We start from the raw sequence: 19,945 nt of genomic DNA on the forward strand, positions 1-19,945 counted from the left end.
CCCCGCGTCCACGGCGAGGGCTCTCGCTCGATCGGGCCGCGCCTGCGCACCACGAACCAGCGCGCGGCGCCGAAGGCGACGACCACCAGCACCGTGCTGAAGCAGGAACGTCCAGATGTTGAACGGGATCCCGATCTTCCACAGCCACGGGCCCGCGAGGCCCGCGATCAGGTACGTGAACACCGGCGCGCTGGCGGCGAGCGCCCAACCGCGCACACCCGCGGCTGCGGCGGCGAGCCCGCCCGGTAGCCACAGGACGGCGAGATACGTCCCGATCGTCGCCATGGTCAACAGAAGGCTCGCTTCGGTCGGCACAGGACCACCCAAGGTTGCTCAGCAAGTGGAGGTGCGGGGTCGTCCCGCGTAACCCGGCAAGGCTATCCCGACCAGCCCAATGACCTGCCGACGGCCTGTCGCACGCCTTTAACTCGATCGTCGCACGCGTTTTACCTGATCAAGGGCCGTGCGGTTCGGACAGGGGGCAGTGGGGCCGTGCCGCGCGGCACAGGTACCCTCCACGATCGTGAGCTTCGCTGGCTATGACCTGATTGTCGTCGGATCCGGATTCTTCGGTCTCACGGTCGCCGAACGCGCCGCCACCCAGCTGAACAAGCGGGTGCTGGTGCTGGAGCGTCGTGCCCACATCGGCGGTAACGCCTACTCGGAGGCTGAGCCCGAGACAGGAATCGAGGTGCACCGCTACGGTGCGCACCTCTTCCACACCTCGAACAAGAGGGTCTGGGACTACTGCAACCAGTTCACCGAGTTCACCGGCTACCAGCACCGCGTGTTCGCGATGCACGACGGCACCGCGTACCAGTTCCCCATGGGCCTGGGCCTCATCACGCAGTTCGTCGGCCGCTACCTGTCGCCGGACGAGGCTCGCGCGTGGGTCGCCGAGCACGCGTCCGAGATCGACACCAAGGACGCGAAGAACCTCGAGGAGAAGGCGATCTCGCTGGTCGGCCGCCCCCTCTACGAGGCGTTCATCCGCGACTACACCGCGAAGCAGTGGCAGACCGACCCGAAGGAGCTGCCGGCCGCGGTCATCAGCCGCCTCCCGGTCCGCTACACCTTCGACAACCGCTACTTCAACGACACCTACGAGGGCCTGCCGGTCGACGGCTACACCGCGTGGCTCGAGAAGATGGCGGCGCACGAGAACATCGAGGTCCGCCTCGACACGGACTTCTTCGACGTGAAGGACGAGATCCCGGCCGGTACGCCGATCGTCTACACGGGTCCGGTCGACCGCTACTTCGACTACTCCGAGGGCTGGCTGGGCTGGCGCACGCTCGACTTCGAGCAGGAAGTGCTGCCGACCGGTGACTTCCAGGGCACCCCGGTCATGAACTACAACGACGCGGACGTGCCTTTCACCCGCATCCACGAGTTCCGGCACTTCCACCCGGAGCGCGAGTACCCGGCGGACAAGACGGTCATCGTCCGCGAGTTCTCGCGTGCGGCTGAGAAGGACGACGAGCCGTACTACCCGATCAACACCGCCGAGGACCGCGCCAAGCTGGAGCGGTACCGCGAGCTCGCCAAGAAGGAGGCTGCCGAGAAGAACGTCCTGTTCGGCGGCCGTCTGGGCACGTACAAGTACCTCGACATGCACATGGCGATCGGGGCCGCGCTCAGCGCCTTCGACAACAAGATCGCCCCGCACCTGACCGAGGGCACGCCGATCACCGGCGACCTCGACTGACAGGCTGACCTGTGAAACATCGCCCGGCCGTGCAACCAGTGCGGTCGGGCGATCGTCATTTGACAATGGGTACTATGGCGCGAGATGCGCCGAGCCACGACGTCCACCCTGTGGCATCTGGTAGCCAATCCATGAAGCTGACCCGAACCGAAGCCGTTCGGTTCGCCGGAGGAAGCACGTGACCGAGCAGGCCAACGCCGCAAGCGCCACCAAGATCAACCCGACCCAGGTCCTGCAGCGGGTGATCATGCCGCGGGACGAGGACCCGTTGGACGTGCGTCCGCTCTACCTCGACGAGCCGACCAACGTGCACAGTCACGTGTCGGGTCGCCGCGCGGTCACGGTTCCGACCTCGGCGAAGGTGTCGTTCGCCTCGTACTTCAACGCGTTCCCGGCGAGCTACTGGAAGCGCTGGACGGTCATCGAGGACGTCGTGCTGCGCATGCGCGTGCGCGGCGCCGGTCGCATCGACGTGTACCGCTCGAAGCCGAACGGCGACATCATCCACCTCGACGGTCAGGTCATCCGCAGCGCGAAGGCGTGGCACGACGTCGCGCTGAAGGTGTCGCTCACGCCGTTCGAGGACGGCGGCTGGATCTGGTTCGACGTCTTCACCGACGACACCACGATGCAGATCGACGAGGCCGCGTGGACCACCGAGCAGGAGCTGCCCGCGCAGACGGTCGCCATCGGCATGACGACGATGCGCCCGGTGGACGCGGTCATCGCGCTGCGCGCCCTCGGTGAGGACCCTGCCGTCCTGTCCGTGCTGAAGAAGGTCTTCGTCGCCGACCAGGGCGCCGTCAAGGTCCGCAACACCCCCGGCTACGCCGAGGCCGTCAAGGCCCTCGGCGACAAGCTGGAGGTCATCGAGCAGGACAACCTCGGTGGCTCCGGTGGCTTCACCCGCGGTCTCTACGAGGCGATCGAGCACACCGACGCCGACCAGATCATGCTGATGGACGACGACATCCGCCTCGAGCCGGACGCCGTCCTGCGTTCGAACGCGTTCGCCCGCGCCGCCGCGCAGCCGGTCATCGTCGGTTCGCACATGCTGAACCTCCAGGCCCGCTCCCGCCTGCACAGCATGGGCGAGGTCGTCGACCTGGGCACCTGCTACTGGCGTGCCGCGCCGGGCGCGCTGACCGACCACGACTTCGGCACCGAGTCGCTGCGCGAGACCGAAGAGCTGCACGCCCGCATCGACTCCACCTACAACGGCTGGTGGATGTGCCTGTTCCCGCGCGAGGTCGTGCAGCGCACCGGCTACCCGCTGCCGCTGTTCATCAAGTGGGACGACGCGGAGTACTCGCTGCGCGCGCTCGAGCGCGGCTACCCCACGGTGTCGCTGCCCGGCTCGGCCGTGTGGCACATGCCGTGGACGGACAAGAACGACGCCACGGACTGGCAGGCGTACTTCCACACCCGCAACCGCCTGGTCCTCGCCGCGTTGCACAGCCCGTACGACGTCCGCTCGACGCTGCTCAAGCAGGGTCTGAAGCTGTCGCTGCGGCACCTGCTGTCCATGGAGTACTCCACGGTCGTCGTGCAGCAGAAGGCGATCGAGGACTTCCTGGCAGGCCCGTCGAAGCTGTTCGACTCGCTGCGCACCGCGCTGCCGGAGATCCGCGAGCTGCGCAAGAAGTACGCGGACGCGCAGGTGCTCCCGTCGGCGCGTGAGTTCCCGCCGCCGACCTTCGACATGGTGCGCGCGGAGCAGATGCTGACCCCGCCGACGAACCCGGTCACGATCGCGTCCGAGGCGGCGAAGGCGCTCATGCACAACCTGCGCGAGCCGCAGGCGGCCACGGCCGAGCGCCCGCAGATCAACGTGCCGGCGACGAACGCGCGCTGGTTCCTGCTGGGCAACCTCGACAGCGCCACGGTGTCCAATGCGGACGGCAGCGGTGTCGCGTTCCGCAAGCGCGACCCGAAGGAGTTCCGCCAGCTCATGAAGCGGGCGGTCCGCAACTACCGTCGCCTGTCGTCGGAGTGGCCGCGGATGCAGAAGGTGTACCGCGACGCGCTGCCCGAGCTGACCTCGGTCGAGTCGTGGCGCAAGGTGTTCGAGAACAACTGATCTCGGTGTGACGAAAGGGCCCCCGGTTTCCGGGGGCCTTTTTGCGCGGACCACGTGACGCTGGCCGAGCCGAGCAGCCGGCAGCTCGCCGTCGCGGCGCGGTACCTCGGTGAGGGCATCGAGCGGATCCAGGCGCAGGCCGCGCACCTGCCGTTCGCGACGGCCTCGATCGACCTGGTCACGATGGTGCGCGTCATGCACCACCTCCCGGACCCGACCGCGGAACTGGCCGAGATCGCCAGGATCCTGGACCCGGCCGGCCTCGCCGTCGTCGAGGTCGCCAACCTCGGGCACGCCCGCAACCGCCTCCGCAGGCTCAACCCGCGTTGGCCAGGCTCAGGTTCGGGCCGAGCATCCTCCTGTTGCTCACCAAGGCGCGCTGATCAGTCCTTGATTCCCGTCTCCGTCACGCCGCGCACGAGAAACCGTTGCAGCGCAACGAAAACCACCACGAGCGGCGTGATGGAGACCGCAGCCGCGAGGAACAGCTGCACCACGTCGATCGACTGCGAGGTGAGGAACGTCGACAGCGCCACCTGCACCGTCCACGAGTCCTGGTCCTGCGCGATCACCAGCGGCCAGAGGAACTGGTTCCAGCTGGTCACGAACGCGATGACGCCGAGCGCGGCGAAGAACCCCTTCGAGTTCGGCACCACCACCCGCCAGTACGTGCCCCAGTGCCCGAGTCCGTCGATCCGCGCCGCCTCCTCCAGCTCCCGCGGGAAGTTCAGGAAGTACTGCCGGAACAGGAACGTCGTGAACCCGCTGAAGAGTCCGGGGATCACCAGCCCGCGCAGGTCGGACACCCAGCCCAGCGTCGAGACGACCACGAACGTCGGCACGAACGTGACCGCCGCCGGGATCATCAGCGTGGCGATGACCAGGTACAGCACCACGTTCGCGTACCGGTACGGGATCCGCGCGAGCCCGTACCCCGCCAGCCCGCACAGCAGCAGCTGCCCGAACGTCTGCAGCACGGCGACGACGAGCGAGTTGACCATGCTGCGGACCATCGGCACGGCGGGGTTGCTGAACAGCTCCGCGAAGTTCTCCCAGCGGATCTCGGAAGGCCAGAACGTCCACGTTGGTGCGGTGATCTCCTGCTCGGTCGCCAAACCGTTGCGCAGCACCAGGTAGAACGGGATCAGGAACAGCACCGCCGCCATCGACAGTGCCAGGTAGCGAGCGACTCTCATCGCGTGATCACCCTGCCCTGCAACAACGTCACGCCGGCTATCAGCAAGGTCAGGATCACCGCGCCCGCGCTGCCGTGCCCGAAGTCCTGCCCGCCCGAACCCAGGGCCGTGTAGTAGAGGTAGATCAACGGCGGTCGCGCGAACGGCGGGTAACCGCGGTCGGTCCCCAGCACGTTGTAGAACTCGTCGAACGCCTGGTACGCCGCGATGAGCAGCAACAGCAACACGGCCACCGAAGTCGTTCGCAGCTGCGGCAACGTGATGTACCGCAACGTCTGCCAGCCACGAGAAGCGCCGTCGATCCACGCGGCCTCGTAGAGGTGCTGCGGAATCCGCTGCAGCCCGGCGATGAACAGGATCATGTAGAACCCGAGCTGCAGCCACAGCCGCAGCGTCACGAGCACCAGCCAGTACCACGGCGGCGACGTCGACACCGTCCACGCGATCGGCTCGGCACCGAACCACCCCAGCACCGTGTTCGCGAGCCCGAAGCGCACGCCGTTGAAGATCGAGAGCTTCCACACCAGTGACGCCACCACGTAGGAGCAGGCCGTCGGCAGGAAGAACACCGATCGGAAAAACGCCTTCATGAAGCTGATCTGGTTGACCAGCAACGCCAGCGCCAGCGCCAGCACGAACGTCAGCGGCACGATGAACGCCGCGAACACGCTGAACGTGCCGAGGCTCCGCAGAAACGGCGCGTCCGTCAGCATGTCCACGTAGTTGCGCAGTCCGACGAACTCCGTCGGCGTCACCGTGTTGCGGGCGTCGAAGAACGACAGCAGCAGGCTCCACGCGATCGGCACGTACACGAACACGAGCAACCCGATCGCGAACGGCCCGACGAACAGCCAGAACGCGCGCCCGTGCCTCATCCGTACAGACGCTTCAGCTCGTCCCGCGCTTTCTGCGCCGCACCTTTGATCTCCGCGTCGGCGGGAGCGCCGTCACGGACGACGCGCGACACGGCGTCGTTGAACGCGGTCCGCATCACCGACGTCCAGTCCGGCGGGTTGGAGGCCTTCGCGTTGTCCTGCACGAACTTCACCGCGTCGGCCGCCGCACCCGAGGTCAGCTTCGACGCCTTCCCGGCGATGCTCTTGCGCGGCGGGATGTGGAAGCCGTAGCTGAGGTTGAAGTCCTCCTGGTGGTCGGTCCGCTCGATCCACAGCCAGCGCACGAACTCCTTGGCCTCGTTGATCCGCTTCGACTTGGCGTTCACCATGGCGCCGAACGCGCCGACCGGCACGCTCGGTTTGCCGTTGCCCGTGAGCTTCGGGAACGGCAACACCCCGAAGTCGTCGCCCAGCGCCTTCTGGATCGCGGGCACGGTCCACAACCCCGTCCACTGCATGGCGACCAGCCCCTGCGTGAACGCGTCCGGCTCCGCCCAGTCCTTCACCGCGCCCAGCAGCAGGCTGTCGCTGGTGTACAGCTCGCGCAGCTTGCCGATCGCCTGCGCCGCAACGGGATCGTCGAACCCGACCTGGTGGTCGCGCACGTAGTCGAGGCCGGCGGACCACAGCGCGGGCCCGCCCAGCACGCCGCCACCACCGTCGTTGCCGGCGAAGAGCCCCTTGACACCGCCCTTGGTGAGCCGCCGCGACGCGTCGATCAGCTCGTCCACAGTGGACGGTGGTCGAACTCCGGCCTGATCGAAGAAGCTCTTGCGGTAGAACAACATCTGCATGTCCACCGCCTGCGGGACCCCGTAGATCTTCCCGTCAACGGTGTGCGTCGCGAGAATCGACTCGGAGAAATCGCTCTTGGCGTCGCCGAAGACGTCGTCGAGCGGCACGAGCTGACCCGCTCGGACCGAGCTGATCTGCGGGGTGGACTCGAAGACGTCCGGTCCGCCGTCGGACAGCAGGCTCGTCGCGAGCTTGGAGTCGTAGTCGCCGGGGTTCCACTGCACGTCGACCTGGGTCTTCGTGTACGACTTGGCGTACCGCTCGACGGCTTGCTGGACGCCGGGCTCGCCGTACGCGTGGTACCACTGTTTGAGGGCCTGGCCGTTGCCGCCCCTGCCGGTGTTCGAACCGCACGCCGCGAGCAGCGCGCTCGCGCCGGCCAAGGAGAGAAGTCTGCGTCGGGAGATCACCCATCCCGTCTTACTCCGATCACCTCGGGTGCGCGAGCGGTTACTCGAAGTGCGCGACCACGACGTTGGAGAAGTTCACGACGTACTCACGACCGTCCGGGCCCGAGATCGGTTGCGTGTGACCGTTTCGGACGATCTGGGTCAGCCGCGGCGCGAGGTCGTCCCGCGTCTCTTTGGTGACCGAGAGGGTGATCGGGTTCGGGTTTGCGGCGAGGAACAGCACGAGTTTGCTCATGCGATCAGCAAACCGCGTTCCGGCACGGCTGAAGGGCGGTTTCGCTGGCAGCGATTCCGCCCTCAGCAGATCACTCACTTGCGGAAGAAGCGCTCCCGCTGGCCCAGGCGCACGAGCTTCAGCCACTCGACGAACGCCTTCGGGTCCCGCTTCACGGCGAGGAAGTACAGGCCGAACCGGAACACCTCGAGCGCGCCCAGCTTGCGCATGCCCGGCTGCGAGAGCAGGTACCCGCGGTTGCGGTACGTGTAGTAGCGCTTGATCGGGTTCTCCGGGTCCTGGGCGTGGAACTTGCCGCCCAGCATCGGCTTGAACTCGTCGGAACCGTCCGGGTGCACGTACGCGACCCGCAGCGACGTGCCGAACGGCAGGCCGGAGCGGACCAGCCGGCGGTGGATCTCCACCTCGTCGCCGCGGAAGAACAGCCGGTAGTCCGGCACGCCGACGACGTCGAGCGTCGAAGCGCGGAACAGCGCTCCGTTGAACAGCGAGGCGATCCCCGGCAGGAAGTCGGTGCCGAGCTCGGCGGCCGAGCGCTTCCACGTCAGGCCGCGGCGCAGCGGGAACGCGAGCTTGTCCGGGCTGTCGATGTTCGTGACGACGGGGGAGATCTCGGCGAGCTTGCGGCGCTCTGCCTCCTCCATCAGCACGGCCAGGACGTTCTCGTCGCCAGGGCGGCCGTCGTCGTCGGCGAGCCACACCCAGTCCGCGCCCAGCGAGAGCGCGTGCAGGATGCCCAGCGCGAAGCCGCCGGCGCCACCGAGGTTGCGGTGCGACGGCAGGTAGGTCGTGGGAAGCGGGCACTGCTCGACGAGGTCGCCGACCGGCTGGTCAGGGCCGTTGTCGACGACGACGAGGTGGTCCGGGACGCGCGTCTGGGTGGCCAGCGCCTTCAGCGACTCGGCCAGCAGCTCCCGGCGGTGGCGGGTGACCACCACCGCGACGACGGAGCCCTTGGGCAGTGCCTCGAGGTTCACGGTCTATTCGCCGCCATTTCCACTGAGGACGGGAGAGGAGTGGCCGAGCCTTGCCAGCAGTTCGGGGCTGATCCGCTCGAACGGGTCGTGGCCCTTGTACGCGGTGAGCACCTCACGCAGACCACCGTGCATCTTCACGTGGCCTTCGTCCATCCAGATCGCGGTGTCGCAGAACTCGATGAGGAACTCGTCGGAGTGGTTCGCGAACACCAGCAGACCGGACCGCTTCACGAGGTCCTTGAGGCGGTCGCGGGCCTTGGCCATGAACGCCGCGTCGACCGCGCCGATGCCCTCGTCGAGCAGCAGGATCTCCGGGTTGATGGAGGTGACCACGCCGAGCGCGAGCCGCACGCGCATGCCCGTCGAGTACGTGCGCAGAGGCATCTGCAGGTAGTCGCCGAGCTCGGTGAACTCCGCGATGTCGTCGACCCGCTTCTCCATCTCCTTGCGGGTCATCCCGAGGAAAAGGCCGCGGATCATGATGTTCTCGTAGCCGGAGATCTCCGGGTCCATGCCGACGCCGAGGTCGAAGACCGGCGCCACCTTGCCGATGATGCGCGAGTTTCCGCGCGTCGGTTCGTAGATGCCGGCCAGCAGGCGCAGCAGCGTGGACTTGCCTGCGCCGTTGTGGCCGACCAGGCCGACCCGGTCGCCGTCCTTCAGGGACAACGTGATGTCGTGCAGCGCCTCGATGATCGGCACCCGGCCCTCAGAGCCGATCTTGCCGCCGACCTTGCCGAGCGCGAGCTTTTTCAACGATCTCGACTTCGCGTCGAAGATCGGGAAGTCGACCGATGCGTTCCAGACGTCGATGCTGACCATGGTTGTGAGTCGACTTCCTTCTCAGACCCAGTACGAAACGCGGGCGCGGTAGTTGCGCAGGATCACCAGCGCGGCGAACCAGCCGCCGACGGTGAAGGCGCCGACGATCGCCCAGTGGTGCCAGTCGACGGCGTGGCCGAGCAGCGGAGCCCGGACGACCTCGACGAAGTGGTACACGGGGTTGAGCTCGGCGATGAGCATGCGCCAGCCGCCGTCGTCGTCGCCACCGGTGACCCTCTGCAGCACACCCGCGTCCCAGACGATCGGCGTCATGAAGAACACCAGGTTGATGAAGCTGTTCACCACCGGCGGGATGTCGCGGAAGCGGGTGCTGATGACGCCGAACAGCAGGGAGACCCACACCGCGTTCACCGCGAGCAGCATGAAGCCGGGGATCGCGAGCACGATGGTCCAGCTCAGGCCGGGATGGACCGGGCCGTTCTCGCTGATCTGGTAGTCGTGGTTGAGCGACGTGAAGAAGATGGCGAGCACCACCACGTAGACCACGAGGTTGTGCGCGAAGAACAGCACCTGGCGCCACACCATGCGCATCACGTGGACCGTGATCGGCGCGGGGAGGTGCTTGATGAGCCCCTCGTTCGCGATGAACACGTCGGTGCCCTCGGTGACGCAGCCGACGATGAAGTTCCAGACGATGAAGCCGACCGTCACGTACGGCAGGAACGTGGCGACGTCCGTTTTGAACAGCACCGAGTACAGCAGGCCCAGCGCGAGGGCTGTGGTGCCCATCGAGATCGTGATCCACAACGGACCGATGACCGAGCGCCGGTAGCGCTGCTTGATGTCCTGCCAGCCGAGGTGACCCCAGAGTTCACGGTGGTCCCACGCTTCCCGCACATCCGCGAACGCGCGTTTGAAGCTGCGCGACCTGGTGGCAGGAGGCGCCTCGGGGTGGTCGAGCGTACTGGTGGCTTGCACGAGGACTGAGCGTACCGGCGCCGGTTGAAGGACCTGGACGCCGGTACGTCACGGACTGGTCACCACGCCCGGGATCTTGATCACTTTCACAGCTACGACCAGCTCCGCACCGGGCTAGAGGTACTGACCGGTGCCTTTGCCCGTGACGCCGCTCTCGTGACTCTCACTGCTCCCGGCGGGGAGTGCACGCCCGCGCATCTGCTCCAGCTGCGCCCGTGCCGCCATCTGCTGGGCGAACAGCGCCGTCTGGATGCCGTGGAACAGGCCCTCCAACCAGCCCACCAGCTGGGCCTGCGCGATCCGCAGTTCGGCGTCGGAAGGGGTGCCGTCCTCGGTGAACGGCAGCGAGAGGCGCTCCAGCTCCTCGCGCAGCTCCGGCGCCAGACCGTCCTCGAGCTCCTCGATGGACCTCTTGTGGATCTCCTTGAGGCGGTTGCGGCTCGCCTCGTCCAGAGGTGCCGCCCGCACCTCCTCGAGCAGCTGCTTGATCATCGTGCCGATCCGCATGACCTTCGCCGGCTGCTCGACCATGTCGGTGATGTCACCGTCCTGGCCGTCGACGATTACGACGGGCTGCTCCTGGTTCATGGTCTCCATCCTGGCCTCTTTCGTTCGTTGACGGTTAGCCGGGTGGGGGCTGGCCGACACTGTGTTTGCCTTCATACGTACGGTGTGTGGCATGGCGTTCGACGTCGCACGGGTACGAGGGCTCTTCCCCGCGCTCGGCGACGGCTGGGTCCACCTCGACGCACCGGCCGGCATGCAGGTGCCAGAACAGGTCGCCACCGCCGTCTCCACCGCGCTGCGCGCCCCGGTCTCAGGACCCGGTGGCATCTTCCCCGCCTCGCAACGGGCCGAGGCCATCGTGGACGCTGCCCGCAGGGCCGTCGCGGACCTCGTGGGAGGTGACCCGGCCGGTGTCGTGCTCGGTCCGTCCTCCGCGGTGCTGCTGCAACGCCTCGCGGACGCGATGACCGACGACTGGTTCATGGGCGACGAGGTGCTCGTGTCGCGGCTGGACCACCCGGCGAACATCGCGCCGTGGCTGCGCGCCACCCAGCGCACCGGCAGCGCGGTCAAATGGGCAGAGATCGACATCGAGACCTGCGAGCTGCCGAGCTGGCAGTACGACGAGCTGGTCACCGACCGCACCAAGCTCATCGCCATCACCGCGGCGTCCGGCGTGGTCGGCACCCGTCCTGACCTCGGCAAGATCTCGTCGGTGGCGCGTGCGCACGGTTCGCTGATGGTCGTGGACGCGTCGTCGGCCGCACCGTTCGTGCCTTTGGACATCGTTGGCATGGGTGCCGACGTCGTCGCTCTTTCCGCCGGCCAGTGGGGCGGCCCGCCGGTCGGCGCGCTGGTGTTCCGCGACCCGGCAGTGCTGGAACGGCTGCCGTCGTGCTCCGTCGACCCCACGGCCCGCGGCCCGGAACGGCTGGAGCTCGGCCCGCACGCCTACCCGATGCTCGCCGGTCTCGTCGCGTCCGTGGAGTACCTCGCGGAGCTCGACGACGCGGCTTCGGGCACGCGCCGTGAGCGACTGGTCACATCTTTGGGATCCGTGAAGGCGTACCAGGCTGGGCTGCTCGCTAATCTCATCAACGAACTGCGTTCGCTGCGACACGTGATGGTGATCGGCGACGCCATGCGGCGGGTACCCGCCCTGGCGTTCACGATCGCCGGGGTCAAGGCGGAGGACAGCGTCGAACACCTCGCACAACGAGGCGTCTGCGCGTTCGCCGACCCCGGTCAGTACGGCGTGTTCTCGGTGCTCGGCGTCGGCGAGGTCGGCGGCGCCATCCGCGTCGGGCTCGCGCACTACACGAACGCCGTCGAAGTGGACGACCTGGTACGGGCGGTGGCCGAACTGGGCTGAGTGACTTGGGAGATCATTTTTTGGACGACTCGCTCGCTCGCGAGCTCGCCGATCTCTCGGCACTGCAGCGCCTCGGATCGTTGAACACGGAGTACCTGCCGTGGACCTCCGGCGACCTGCGCCCGGCGGCTCTGGTCGCGGTGATGGACGAGATCGTGCTCGGCGCCAGGACCGTGCTGGTGGAACTGGGCTGCGGCTCTTCCTCGGTCCTGCTGGCCCGATTGCTCTCCCAACGCGGCTTCGGGCACCTGTTGTCGATCGAGCACGACGAACGCACGGCCGCTTTTGTCGCCTCACAGCTGCGACGCGAAGGTCTGGGCTCGGTCGCTCGCGTCGTGCACGCGCCGTTGTCGCGGCATCCGGCGGCGTTGTCACGACACGGCCAGTGGTACGCGCCGCAGCAGGTGCACGACGAGGTGCTCGGGTACGTCGACCGGTTCGGTCTGGTGGACCTGCTGCTCGTTGACGGCCCTGGGTTCGGCGACTCGCGATATCCCGCGTTGCCCGTGCTGCGCGCCGTGCTGGCGCCAGGGCGACCGTGCTGGCGGACGACGTCGATCGCCCGGACGAGCAGGCCGTGCTGGTGCGGTGGTCCGAGGAGTTCGGGCTGAAGTTCCGCACGGCTCCCCGGACCTCGCTGGCGGCCGCTACCGCTCTCGCTTGAGCAGCACCTTCCCGAAGACGTCGCCCTCGTCGAGCAGCCGGTGCGCCTGCGCCGCGTTCGACATGGGCACGACCTCGCCGACGATCGGCTTGACCGCGCCGCTCTCGACCAGCGGCCACAGGTGCTCGCGGACCTGCGCCACGATCGCGCCCTTGCTCTCGATGCTCCGGCCGCGCAGACCGGTGGCCATCACCGAGGCTCGTTTGGTGAGGAGCTTGCCGATCGGCAGCTCGCCCTTCACACCACCCTGCATGCCGATGATCATCAGCCGGCCGTCCTGCGCGAGGACGTCGATGTTGCGTCCCAGGTAGGAGGCGCCCATGTTGTCGAGCACGACGTCGGCCTGCTTGACCTCGGCCACGAAGTCCTGGGTCTTGTAGTTGACCGTGATGTCCGCGCCCAGTTCGACGCACTTCCGGAGCCGTTCGTCCGAGCCCGCGGTGACGGCAACGGTCGCGCCGAGCGCCTTGGCGACCTGGATCGCGTGCGTGCCGATGCCTCCGGCACCACCGTGCACGAGGAACGTCTCCCCGAGCTTCAACCGGCCGTCCATCACGACGTTCGACCACACCGTGCACGCGACCTCGGGCAGTGCGGCCGCCGTGACGACGTCGACGCCTTTCGGCACCGGAAGGATCTGCGGTGCGGGCACGACGACCTTCTCCGCGTAGCCACCTCCGGCGAGCAGCGCACACACCTCGTCGCCGACGTTCCATCCGGTCACGCCCTCACCGAGCGCGGCGACCGTGCCGGAGCACTCCAGCCCGATGACGTCCGACGCACCGGGCGGCGGCGGGTAGAGACCCTGCCGTTGCAGGAGGTCCGCGCGGTTGACCGCGGAAGCCGCGACGTCGATCAGCACCTCACCGGGACCGGGCACGGGATCGGGGACCTCTGTCCACTCGAGCACGTCAGGGCCGCCGGGTTCGCGAACAGTGATGGCACGCATACAGTCGACCGTAATCCGTTGGACGGGGGCGGCACCATCGGAAGATGGACGCCTGGCCTCTGCGGCACCTGGTTCTGCGCACACCGCGCCTCGAACTGCGCCCGGACGACGACGAAGGGCTGTACGAGCTCGTCGACGTTGCACGGGCAGGCGTTCACGATCCGGCCGTGATGCCGCTGGGCACGCCGTGGACCGACGACCTGGCGAACGACAACGGCTTCAGCATGGTCAAGTTCTACTGGGGCCGGCGTGCTCAGTTCGAGGCGAAGGACTGGAACATCAGCTTCATCGCCCGGCACGAGGGCAAGGTCATCGGTGTGCAGGAGATCGGCGCGCGTGACTTCGGCGTCCTGCGCGAGGTCGGCACCGGCTCGTGGCTCGGTCTGAAGTACCAGGGCAACGGCTTCGGCACCGAGATGCGGATCGCCGTGCTGCAGTTCGCGTTCGACCACCTGGGCGCGCGCATCGCTCGTTCTGGCGCGTGGGTGGGCAACCACGCGTCCAACCGCGTCAGCGCGAAGCTCGGCTACGTGCACGACGGCACGGTCGGTCTCGCACCGCGCGGCGAACGTCTTGAGCACGTGCGTTTGCGGCTGGACGCGGCGAACTTCGTGCGTCCGGAGTGGAACGTTTCGGTGGAGGGTCTTGCCGAGTGCGTTCAGCTGATCACCAGCTGAACTCCTGTGCTCAGCCCAGGTTGTTCGTGTCGAACGTGTTGCAGCGCGCCGGATCCCCGGTCTGCAGCCCCGTCGTGAACCACTTCTGCCGCTGCGCAGAGCTGCCGTGGCTGAACTTGGTCGTGTCGACCCGTCCGCCACCGAGCTCGCGCTGGATGAAGTCGTCACCGATGCGCGCCGCCGCGTCCAGTGCGGCGGTCACGTCCTCTTGGGTGATGTTCGTGATGAGGGGCTGGCCGTTGGCGGATGGGGTCTTCGTCGCGGCGTTGGCCCACGCACCCGCGTAGCAGTCGGCCTGCAGCTCCAGGCGGACCGAGTCGGAGGTGGGACCGGTGCGCGAGGTGACCCGGTCGGAGGTGCCGAGCAGGTTCTGGACGTGGTGGCCGTACTCGTGGGCCAGCACGTAGGCCTCGACGAACGGGCCGCCGGTCGCACCGAACTTGGTGCGCAGCTCGTTGAAGAAGTCCAGGTCGATGTACACCTGGGAGTCGGCGGGGCAGTAGAACGGGCCGACCGCGGAGGTGGCGTTGCCGCAGCGGGTGTTCACGCTGTTGCGGAAGAAGTTGGTCTTGGTGACCTGGTAGGTGTTGCCGGAGCGGGCGAACTGGTCCTGCCAGAACGCCTGGATCGAGTTGATCGTGGCCACGACCCTGCAGTCGCTGTCGCGGTTCGCGTCGGCGCCGGTCTTGCACTTCTCGGCCAGCTGGCCGGACTCGACCTGGGTGTTCTGGCCCAGCCCTTCGAGCCCGCCCGCGGGCAGCTGGATGCCGGTGAACTGCTGGAACAGGAAGTAGATGATGAGGCCGACCACGCCGAGGCCACCGCCGACGCCGGCGACGCGACCCCCAACGCCGCGTTGGTCCGAAACCTGAGAAAGGTCGAGTTCCGCGCCTTCGTTGAACTGCACCGCATCCTCCTGCCAAGGACCCAATGGGTGCCGCAAACGATAAAGCACCAAACACGCCTCGGTGCGGAGCCCGACGTCGGGGCACCGCACCAAGGCTTTCCCATTTGGTTGTGACGACTACGGCCCACGGAGGTTGGCGTGGCGCTCAGCCGGTGACGCCATGAGACGACACCGAAGCCGAGCTCAACAGCGTCGAAGTGCACCGAGCGACGCCGATGGCGCCTGGGCACCCGAAACCTCGTGTCCGTCGCTACACAATCGCGACCGGACCGGTCACGTCCGATCCACTCGCGGGGATGCAACAGACCGCGTTTCGCCACAGCGAGGAGATACCTGCACAGCACCACCTACCCCTTCTGGGCGTGGCCCCCGGTGGTCTCGTTCATTCACCTTCCGGTTGCCAGCTCGTTATCGAGCATGCGCTTGATCGCCGCATATCTCAACACCTCACCCGAAACCTGAATTGGTGAAGTCGGACGGGTGACCTGCGGAGATCGACTGTGCAGACAGCAATCGCCCGGCGAGGACGTCCTCGCCGGGCGATTGTCGGAAATGATCAGGAAATGATCAGGCCATGAAGATCAGGCGCTGAAGATCAGGCTTTGGTGACGCGACGCGCGCCGCGGCGGGCCATCACGCCCGCGCTCATCAGGCCGAGGCCCACGAGCAGGAACTCCAGCGGGTCGGAGCCGGTCTTCGACAGGTTCGGGATCGGGGAGGCCTGCGAGGCCTTGTTGCCGATCTGCGGGGCGCCGGCGCCGGAGTCGTCGCCGGTGTTGCCGCCACCCGAGTTGTCACCGTTGTTGCCGCCGCCGGGGTTGCCGTTGCCGGGGTTCTCGCCCGGCTGCTCCGGCTTGGGGTCCTCGGGCTTCGGGTCCTCCGGCTGCGGCTCCTCGGGCACGTCGGTCTTGCCGCAGTCACCGCTCGCGGTGCCGAGCACGGCCGCGCTGGTGCCGCAGACCGTCACCGGGGCCTCGACGGTGCCGTTGGGCTCTTCCGGCTTGGTCTTGCCGCAGCTGCCGTCACCGCTGCCGACGACGCCGACCGAGTTGCCGCACACCGTGACGGGCGCGGAGACGAGAGCCTGGTCGGCCATCGTGCGCTGAGCGGCGGGCTTCGGGGCGCTGTCGCAGGTCGCGTCGCTCTCGCCGAGGACGTTGATCGCGTTGCCGCAGATCTTGACCGGGACGCTCACCAGGTTGCCGACGCGGAGCTCGTCGTCGACGTTGATCGGCACCGGAATGGCCTGGGCGAACCCGGCGGTCGCGACCATGATGCCGCCGGCAAGCAGGGCGGCGGACATCGTCCGGTTGAGGTTCTTGCGCATGACTGTTCTCCCTGGAGTGGAATGACGGATCCCTGTGCACGGCTGTGAAAGCACGGCATTGGATCAATCGGGGGAAAACGTTGGTTCTTCTGCGCGCATCGTACGGGGCGTGTCCAGCTGTTCTGTGCTGACGAGAGACGTCGTGGTGGTGGGCGGCCGCATCGTGTGCGGCAGCGTGCCCGCCGGGATCTGGTTTCCGCCCCCTGTCGCGCCTGCGCCGCTCTGCGGGAGCGTGCCGGCGATCGGCTGCTCGGCCTGCGGTTGCGGTTGTGGCTGCTGCGGGACGGGAACGGGGCTCGTGGGCCGCGTCGTCAACGGCGGCGACGCGTGCTGCGGCAGCTTGGTCTGGACGGGTGCCGGCGCTTCGACGACCGGCTGAGCCGGCGTCTGCGGAGCCACGGACGGTGCGGGAGCCTCGGTGCGTGGATTCGGCACCGACGGCACGGGTGCTTCAGGCTGCTGCGGCGCGAGACCTGTCTCGACCTTCAACCCGACGTCGACGACGGGGAGCCGCACCTCGACCTTGAGCTGGTCGATCTCGACCTTGACGTCGGCGTTCGCCTCGCCTGCGCTGCCCAGCAGCCAGGCACCGGTCACCAGACCGGCGAGCAGCACGAGCCGACGCAACCAGGACATCGGCCCTCACTCTAGATCAAATGGAGCAACCTGACACACGAAAAAGGCCATCCCGACGACTTTGTCGCCGAGATGGCCTTTTTCGTGTGTCTTACGGCAGTGCCGTGATGCGGTCGAGCGCCGGGGCCTTCGTACCGGGGTGCGCCACCAGGTACGCGGAGAACGCGTCCAGGTCGATGCCGCCGCCGGTGATGTTCGTGCCCTTGGTGAACTCGCTGAAGCCGTCACCACCGCCCTGCAGGAAGCTGTTGATCGTCACGCGGTAGCTCGCGGCCGGGTCGAGCGGGGCGCCGTTGAGCGTGACGCCGGAGACCTTCGAACCGAACGGCGCGGACGCCGACCAGCTGTACTTCAGGCCCGCCGACGGCTGCAGCACGAACGTCCTGGTGGCGGTGAACTGCTGCTCCAGCACGTTCTTGACCTGCGTGCCGGTCAACGTGATCGTCTGCAGGATGTTGCCGAACGGCTGCACAGTGAACGCCTCGCCGTAGGTGACCACACCGTCGCCCTCGTTCGCGGGCGAGCTCGCAAAGGTCAGGTCGGCGCGCACGCCGCCAGGGTTCATCAGCGCGAGCACCGCGCCGTTGCCCTTGGTGGCCTCCAGTTGCCCGTCGGCGATCAGATTGCCCAGTGCGGACTCGCCGGTCTTGGGGTCCTGCGCCCTCAGGATGGGCTCGCCGATCGTGCCGACCGGCTTGTTCGCGATCGGGCCCGACTTCTGCTTGGCCAGGTCGACGATGGCCTGGACGGTCGGGTCCGGCGTGACCGTGCGGGTGACGATCTTGTTGTCGGCCTTGGTCTCGCCGCGGATGACGTCGCGCGTCCGCCGGTCGATCTTGAGGTCGACGACGCTGAGCTCACGCCCGAACGCCAGACCCTCGATGAACGGCCGCGGGTTGCCGGCCGGGTCCTTGACCACGCAGTTGTAGTGCTGGTGGCTGTGCCCGGAGAAGACCGCGTCGATCTTCGCGCTGACGTTCGTCGCGATGTAGCTGCCGGGGTTCTGCGGCGCCACGTTGCACGCGTTGGGCCCGCCACCGGGCGAGGTCACCTGGTCGCCCTGGTGCACGAGCAGGACAATCGACTTCACGCCGATGGCGTCGAGGAAGTTGGCGTACTTGTTGGCCGCCTTCACCTCGTCACCGAACTGGAGCTCCTTGATGCCGTTCGGGTCGACCAGGATCGGCACGTCCTTGAGCGGCATGCCGATGAACCCGATCGGCATCCCGTCGCGGATCTCCACCCAGAACGGCGGCAGCGCGGGCAGCCCGGTCTTGGCCTTCGTGACGTTCGCACCGAGAATCGGGAAGCTCGCACCGGGATACGTGTCACGGAACTGACAGCCGTCCGTCGGGTGGCAGCCACCGCGCTGCATGCGCAGAAGCTCCTTGTAGCCCTCGTCGAACTCGTGGTTGCCCGCGGCGGTCGCGTCCATGCCGACCTTGTTGAGCACCTCGATCGTCGGCTCGTCGTGGAACAACGCCGACACGATCGGCGACGCCCCGATCAGGTCACCCTGGCCGACGATGACGGAGTTCTTGACCTCGTTCTGGAGGTTCTTGATGTGCGTCGCGTTGTAGGCGGCACCACCAGCATCGACGGTCGTGCCGTCGGCCAGCACCACACGCCCCGACGACCCGGTCGGAGGCTCGATGTTGCCGTGCAGGTCGTTGATCCCGATCAGGCGCACGTCAACGGTGCCCCGACCGCGCAGAGACTGGACATCGGCCTGGGCAGGACCGGTAGCGCTGATGACAGTGGCCGCGGCGGCGGTGATCGCCAGAACGGATAGCCGTCTGAACGAACTCATGGGTTAGAGCCTTTCAAGGGCGTGGTTAACGCGCGTGTACGGCGCAGGAGTCTGCCTCCCGGACGCGACGTTTTCCAGAGGAATGACTCGATCGTCATCGTCGGTCTAGCCTTAGTTCCCGTGACACCTAGTGAGCAGGAGCCGCGCTGGCTCGACGAGGGCGAGATGCGCGCGTGGCGCACCTACGTGAACGGTTCCTCCATGCTCATGGACCGCTTGCACCGAGAGCTGCAGGACACCCACGGAGTGTCACTGGCGGACTACGAGATCCTCGTACGCCTCTCCGAACAGCCCAACCAGAGCATGCGCATGACCCAGCTGGCCGAGGACGTCGCCTCCTCGAAGTCCCGCGTTTCCCACCAGGTGGCCCGCATGGAAAAAGCGGGCCTGGTGCTCCGCCGCGAGTGCACGGAAGACGGCCGAGGCGTCCTCGCCGAGCTGACGCAGAAGGGCATGGCCCAACTGGTCGAGGCAGCCCCGACACACCTGCGCGGCGTCCGCGAGCACATCGTCGACCTGATCACTCCCGAGGAGGGCGAGGTGCTGGCCAAGGTGTTCGACCGGGTCATGACACACCTGCGGGAGTCGAACGGCTAGGCTTCTCGGCTGACGCCGTTGGCGTCGGGGAAGCGTGGCAGAGCGGCCGAATGCACCCGCCTTGAAAGCGGGAGACGGGCAACCGTCCGGGGGTTCAAATCCCTCCGCTTCCGCTCAGTGCCTCCAACCTGCCAAAACGCAGGGCAGAGCACTTCGTGCAGTGCACGGCTGGGCGCGCACAGCGCGTCCAGTGCACACGCTTTCGTCGTTTCCAGCGAAGAGCTGCCCACGCTAGCGCGTGGGCACAGATCGGGCGACCTATGCGGATGACCGCGACGACCTCAAAAATGCGGCCCACGCATCTGACCCGAACTCAAGCAGGTTGAGCGCCGAGCCCTTGGAGTCGCGCACGCGGACACCCTTCGGGGCGGGCGCGACCTCGACGCACTGCTCTGGGTTGCCGACGCTGTAACTCGACTTGCGGAACTGCAGCTGTTCCAC

Annotated in this window: 20 protein-coding genes, 1 tRNA gene and 2 pseudogenes; 8 read left to right on the plus strand and 15 right to left on the minus strand. The window is 67.4% G+C overall.

What is annotated here, in order from left to right; all coding sequences use genetic code 11:
* A partial coding sequence (locus FXN61_RS19515) for a DUF6541 family protein (RefSeq protein WP_312877859.1) occupies positions 1 to 315 on the minus strand: 315 nt, incomplete at its 3' end.
* Between the two features lie 208 nt (positions 316 to 523).
* Here FXN61_RS19515 and glf point away from each other — a divergent pair.
* The 3 genes and pseudogenes from glf to FXN61_RS56405 all read left to right on the plus strand — a co-directional run.
* Complete coding sequence (gene glf / locus FXN61_RS19520) at positions 524 to 1,708, plus strand: UDP-galactopyranose mutase (protein ID WP_167975486.1); 1,185 nt, start codon at positions 524 to 526, stop codon at positions 1,706 to 1,708.
* A 178-nt stretch (positions 1,709 to 1,886) separates the two neighbouring features.
* Positions 1,887 to 3,788, plus strand: coding sequence for a glycosyltransferase (locus FXN61_RS19525; protein ID WP_167975487.1), 1,902 nt, complete (start codon positions 1,887 to 1,889; stop codon positions 3,786 to 3,788).
* 54 nt (positions 3,789 to 3,842) lie between these two features.
* Positions 3,843 to 4,109, plus strand: a pseudogene (locus FXN61_RS56405) (class I SAM-dependent methyltransferase); the annotation flags it as partial.
* A 62-nt stretch (positions 4,110 to 4,171) separates the two neighbouring features.
* Here the strand turns inward: FXN61_RS56405 and FXN61_RS19535 are convergent.
* The 8 genes and pseudogenes from FXN61_RS19535 to FXN61_RS19570 all read right to left on the minus strand — a co-directional run.
* A complete protein-coding gene (locus FXN61_RS19535; protein ID WP_246291766.1) occupies positions 4,172 to 4,984 on the minus strand; it encodes a carbohydrate ABC transporter permease in 813 nt (270 codons plus the stop codon).
* Positions 4,981 to 5,859 (minus strand): carbohydrate ABC transporter permease, encoded by an 879-nt coding sequence (locus FXN61_RS19540; protein ID WP_167975488.1) that lies wholly within the window; start codon positions 5,857 to 5,859, stop codon positions 4,981 to 4,983. Before FXN61_RS19540 ends, FXN61_RS19535 begins: the two co-directional genes overlap by 4 nt.
* Positions 5,856 to 7,058 carry an ABC transporter substrate-binding protein gene (locus tag FXN61_RS19545; protein WP_188135256.1) on the minus strand — a complete coding sequence of 401 codons (1,203 nt, stop codon included), beginning with the start codon at positions 7,056 to 7,058 and terminating at the stop codon, positions 5,856 to 5,858. Before FXN61_RS19545 ends, FXN61_RS19540 begins: the two co-directional genes overlap by 4 nt.
* 67 nt (positions 7,059 to 7,125) lie before the next feature.
* Positions 7,126 to 7,320: a hypothetical protein gene (locus tag FXN61_RS19550; protein WP_167975490.1), complete on the minus strand. Its 195-nt coding sequence runs from the start codon at positions 7,318 to 7,320 to the stop codon at positions 7,126 to 7,128.
* Between the two features lie 74 nt (positions 7,321 to 7,394).
* Positions 7,395 to 8,297, minus strand: coding sequence for a galactofuranosyltransferase GlfT1 (gene glfT1 / locus FXN61_RS19555; protein WP_167975491.1), 903 nt, complete (start codon positions 8,295 to 8,297; stop codon positions 7,395 to 7,397).
* Between the two features lie 3 nt (positions 8,298 to 8,300).
* Entirely contained in the window at positions 8,301 to 9,119 is an 819-nt protein-coding gene (wzt, locus tag FXN61_RS19560) for a galactan export ABC transporter ATP-binding subunit Wzt/RfbE (protein ID WP_167975492.1), read from the minus strand.
* A gap of 21 nt (positions 9,120 to 9,140) precedes the next feature.
* A complete protein-coding gene (gene wzm / locus FXN61_RS19565) occupies positions 9,141 to 10,058 on the minus strand; it encodes a galactan export ABC transporter permease subunit Wzm/RfbD (RefSeq protein ID WP_167975493.1) in 918 nt (305 codons plus the stop codon).
* A gap of 114 nt (positions 10,059 to 10,172) precedes the next feature.
* Positions 10,173 to 10,601 (minus strand): annotated as a pseudogene (locus FXN61_RS19570) (bacterial proteasome activator family protein); the annotation flags it as partial.
* A 136-nt stretch (positions 10,602 to 10,737) separates the two neighbouring features.
* On the opposite strand from FXN61_RS19570, the gene FXN61_RS19575 reads away from it, so the two are divergent.
* Positions 10,738 to 11,937, plus strand: a complete 1,200-nt coding sequence (locus FXN61_RS19575; protein WP_167975495.1) for a cysteine desulfurase-like protein — start codon at positions 10,738 to 10,740, stop codon at positions 11,935 to 11,937.
* Positions 11,938 to 11,957: 20 nt separating this feature from the next.
* Positions 11,958 to 12,548: a class I SAM-dependent methyltransferase gene (locus FXN61_RS19580; RefSeq protein ID WP_246291768.1), complete on the plus strand. Its 591-nt coding sequence runs from the start codon at positions 11,958 to 11,960 to the stop codon at positions 12,546 to 12,548.
* 36 nt (positions 12,549 to 12,584) lie between these two features.
* Here FXN61_RS19580 and FXN61_RS19585 read toward each other — a convergent pair whose 3' ends face one another.
* Positions 12,585 to 13,550 (minus strand): NAD(P)H-quinone oxidoreductase, encoded by a 966-nt coding sequence (locus FXN61_RS19585; RefSeq protein ID WP_167975496.1) that lies wholly within the window; start codon positions 13,548 to 13,550, stop codon positions 12,585 to 12,587.
* Positions 13,551 to 13,594: 44 nt separating this feature from the next.
* Between FXN61_RS19585 and FXN61_RS19590 the strand changes: the two genes are divergently transcribed.
* Positions 13,595 to 14,227, plus strand: a complete 633-nt coding sequence (locus FXN61_RS19590; protein ID WP_167975497.1) for a GNAT family N-acetyltransferase — start codon at positions 13,595 to 13,597, stop codon at positions 14,225 to 14,227.
* Positions 14,228 to 14,237: 10 nt separating this feature from the next.
* On the opposite strand, the gene ypfJ is transcribed toward FXN61_RS19590, so the two are convergent.
* From ypfJ to FXN61_RS19610, 4 genes are all read right to left on the minus strand, one after another.
* On the minus strand, positions 14,238 to 15,134 hold the full coding sequence (gene ypfJ / locus FXN61_RS19595; RefSeq protein WP_167975498.1) for a KPN_02809 family neutral zinc metallopeptidase: 897 nt from the start codon (positions 15,132 to 15,134) through the stop codon (positions 14,238 to 14,240).
* Positions 15,135 to 15,729: 595 nt separating this feature from the next.
* Positions 15,730 to 16,461 carry a hypothetical protein gene (locus tag FXN61_RS19600; protein ID WP_167975499.1) on the minus strand — a complete coding sequence of 244 codons (732 nt, stop codon included), beginning with the start codon at positions 16,459 to 16,461 and terminating at the stop codon, positions 15,730 to 15,732.
* A gap of 63 nt (positions 16,462 to 16,524) precedes the next feature.
* A complete protein-coding gene (locus FXN61_RS19605; RefSeq protein WP_167975500.1) occupies positions 16,525 to 17,097 on the minus strand; it encodes a hypothetical protein in 573 nt (190 codons plus the stop codon).
* 91 nt (positions 17,098 to 17,188) lie between these two features.
* A complete protein-coding gene (locus FXN61_RS19610; protein WP_167975501.1) occupies positions 17,189 to 18,907 on the minus strand; it encodes a bifunctional metallophosphatase/5'-nucleotidase in 1,719 nt (572 codons plus the stop codon).
* Between the two features lie 165 nt (positions 18,908 to 19,072).
* On the opposite strand from FXN61_RS19610, the gene FXN61_RS19615 reads away from it, so the two are divergent.
* The gene (locus FXN61_RS19615) at positions 19,073 to 19,504 is read left to right on the plus strand and encodes a MarR family winged helix-turn-helix transcriptional regulator (protein WP_051782808.1); all 432 of its coding nucleotides are present in this window, start codon (positions 19,073 to 19,075) and stop codon (positions 19,502 to 19,504) included.
* A gap of 28 nt (positions 19,505 to 19,532) precedes the next feature.
* A tRNA-Ser gene (locus FXN61_RS19620) sits at positions 19,533 to 19,617 on the plus strand.
* Between the two features lie 145 nt (positions 19,618 to 19,762).
* Here the strand turns inward: FXN61_RS19620 and FXN61_RS19625 are convergent.
* A complete protein-coding gene (locus FXN61_RS19625) occupies positions 19,763 to 19,945 on the minus strand; it encodes a DUF397 domain-containing protein (protein ID WP_167975502.1) in 183 nt (60 codons plus the stop codon).

The sequence above is a fragment of the Lentzea indica genome (genome assembly GCF_012184385.1).
GTDB classification, from domain to species: Bacteria; Actinomycetota; Actinomycetes; order Mycobacteriales; family Pseudonocardiaceae; genus Lentzea; species Lentzea indica.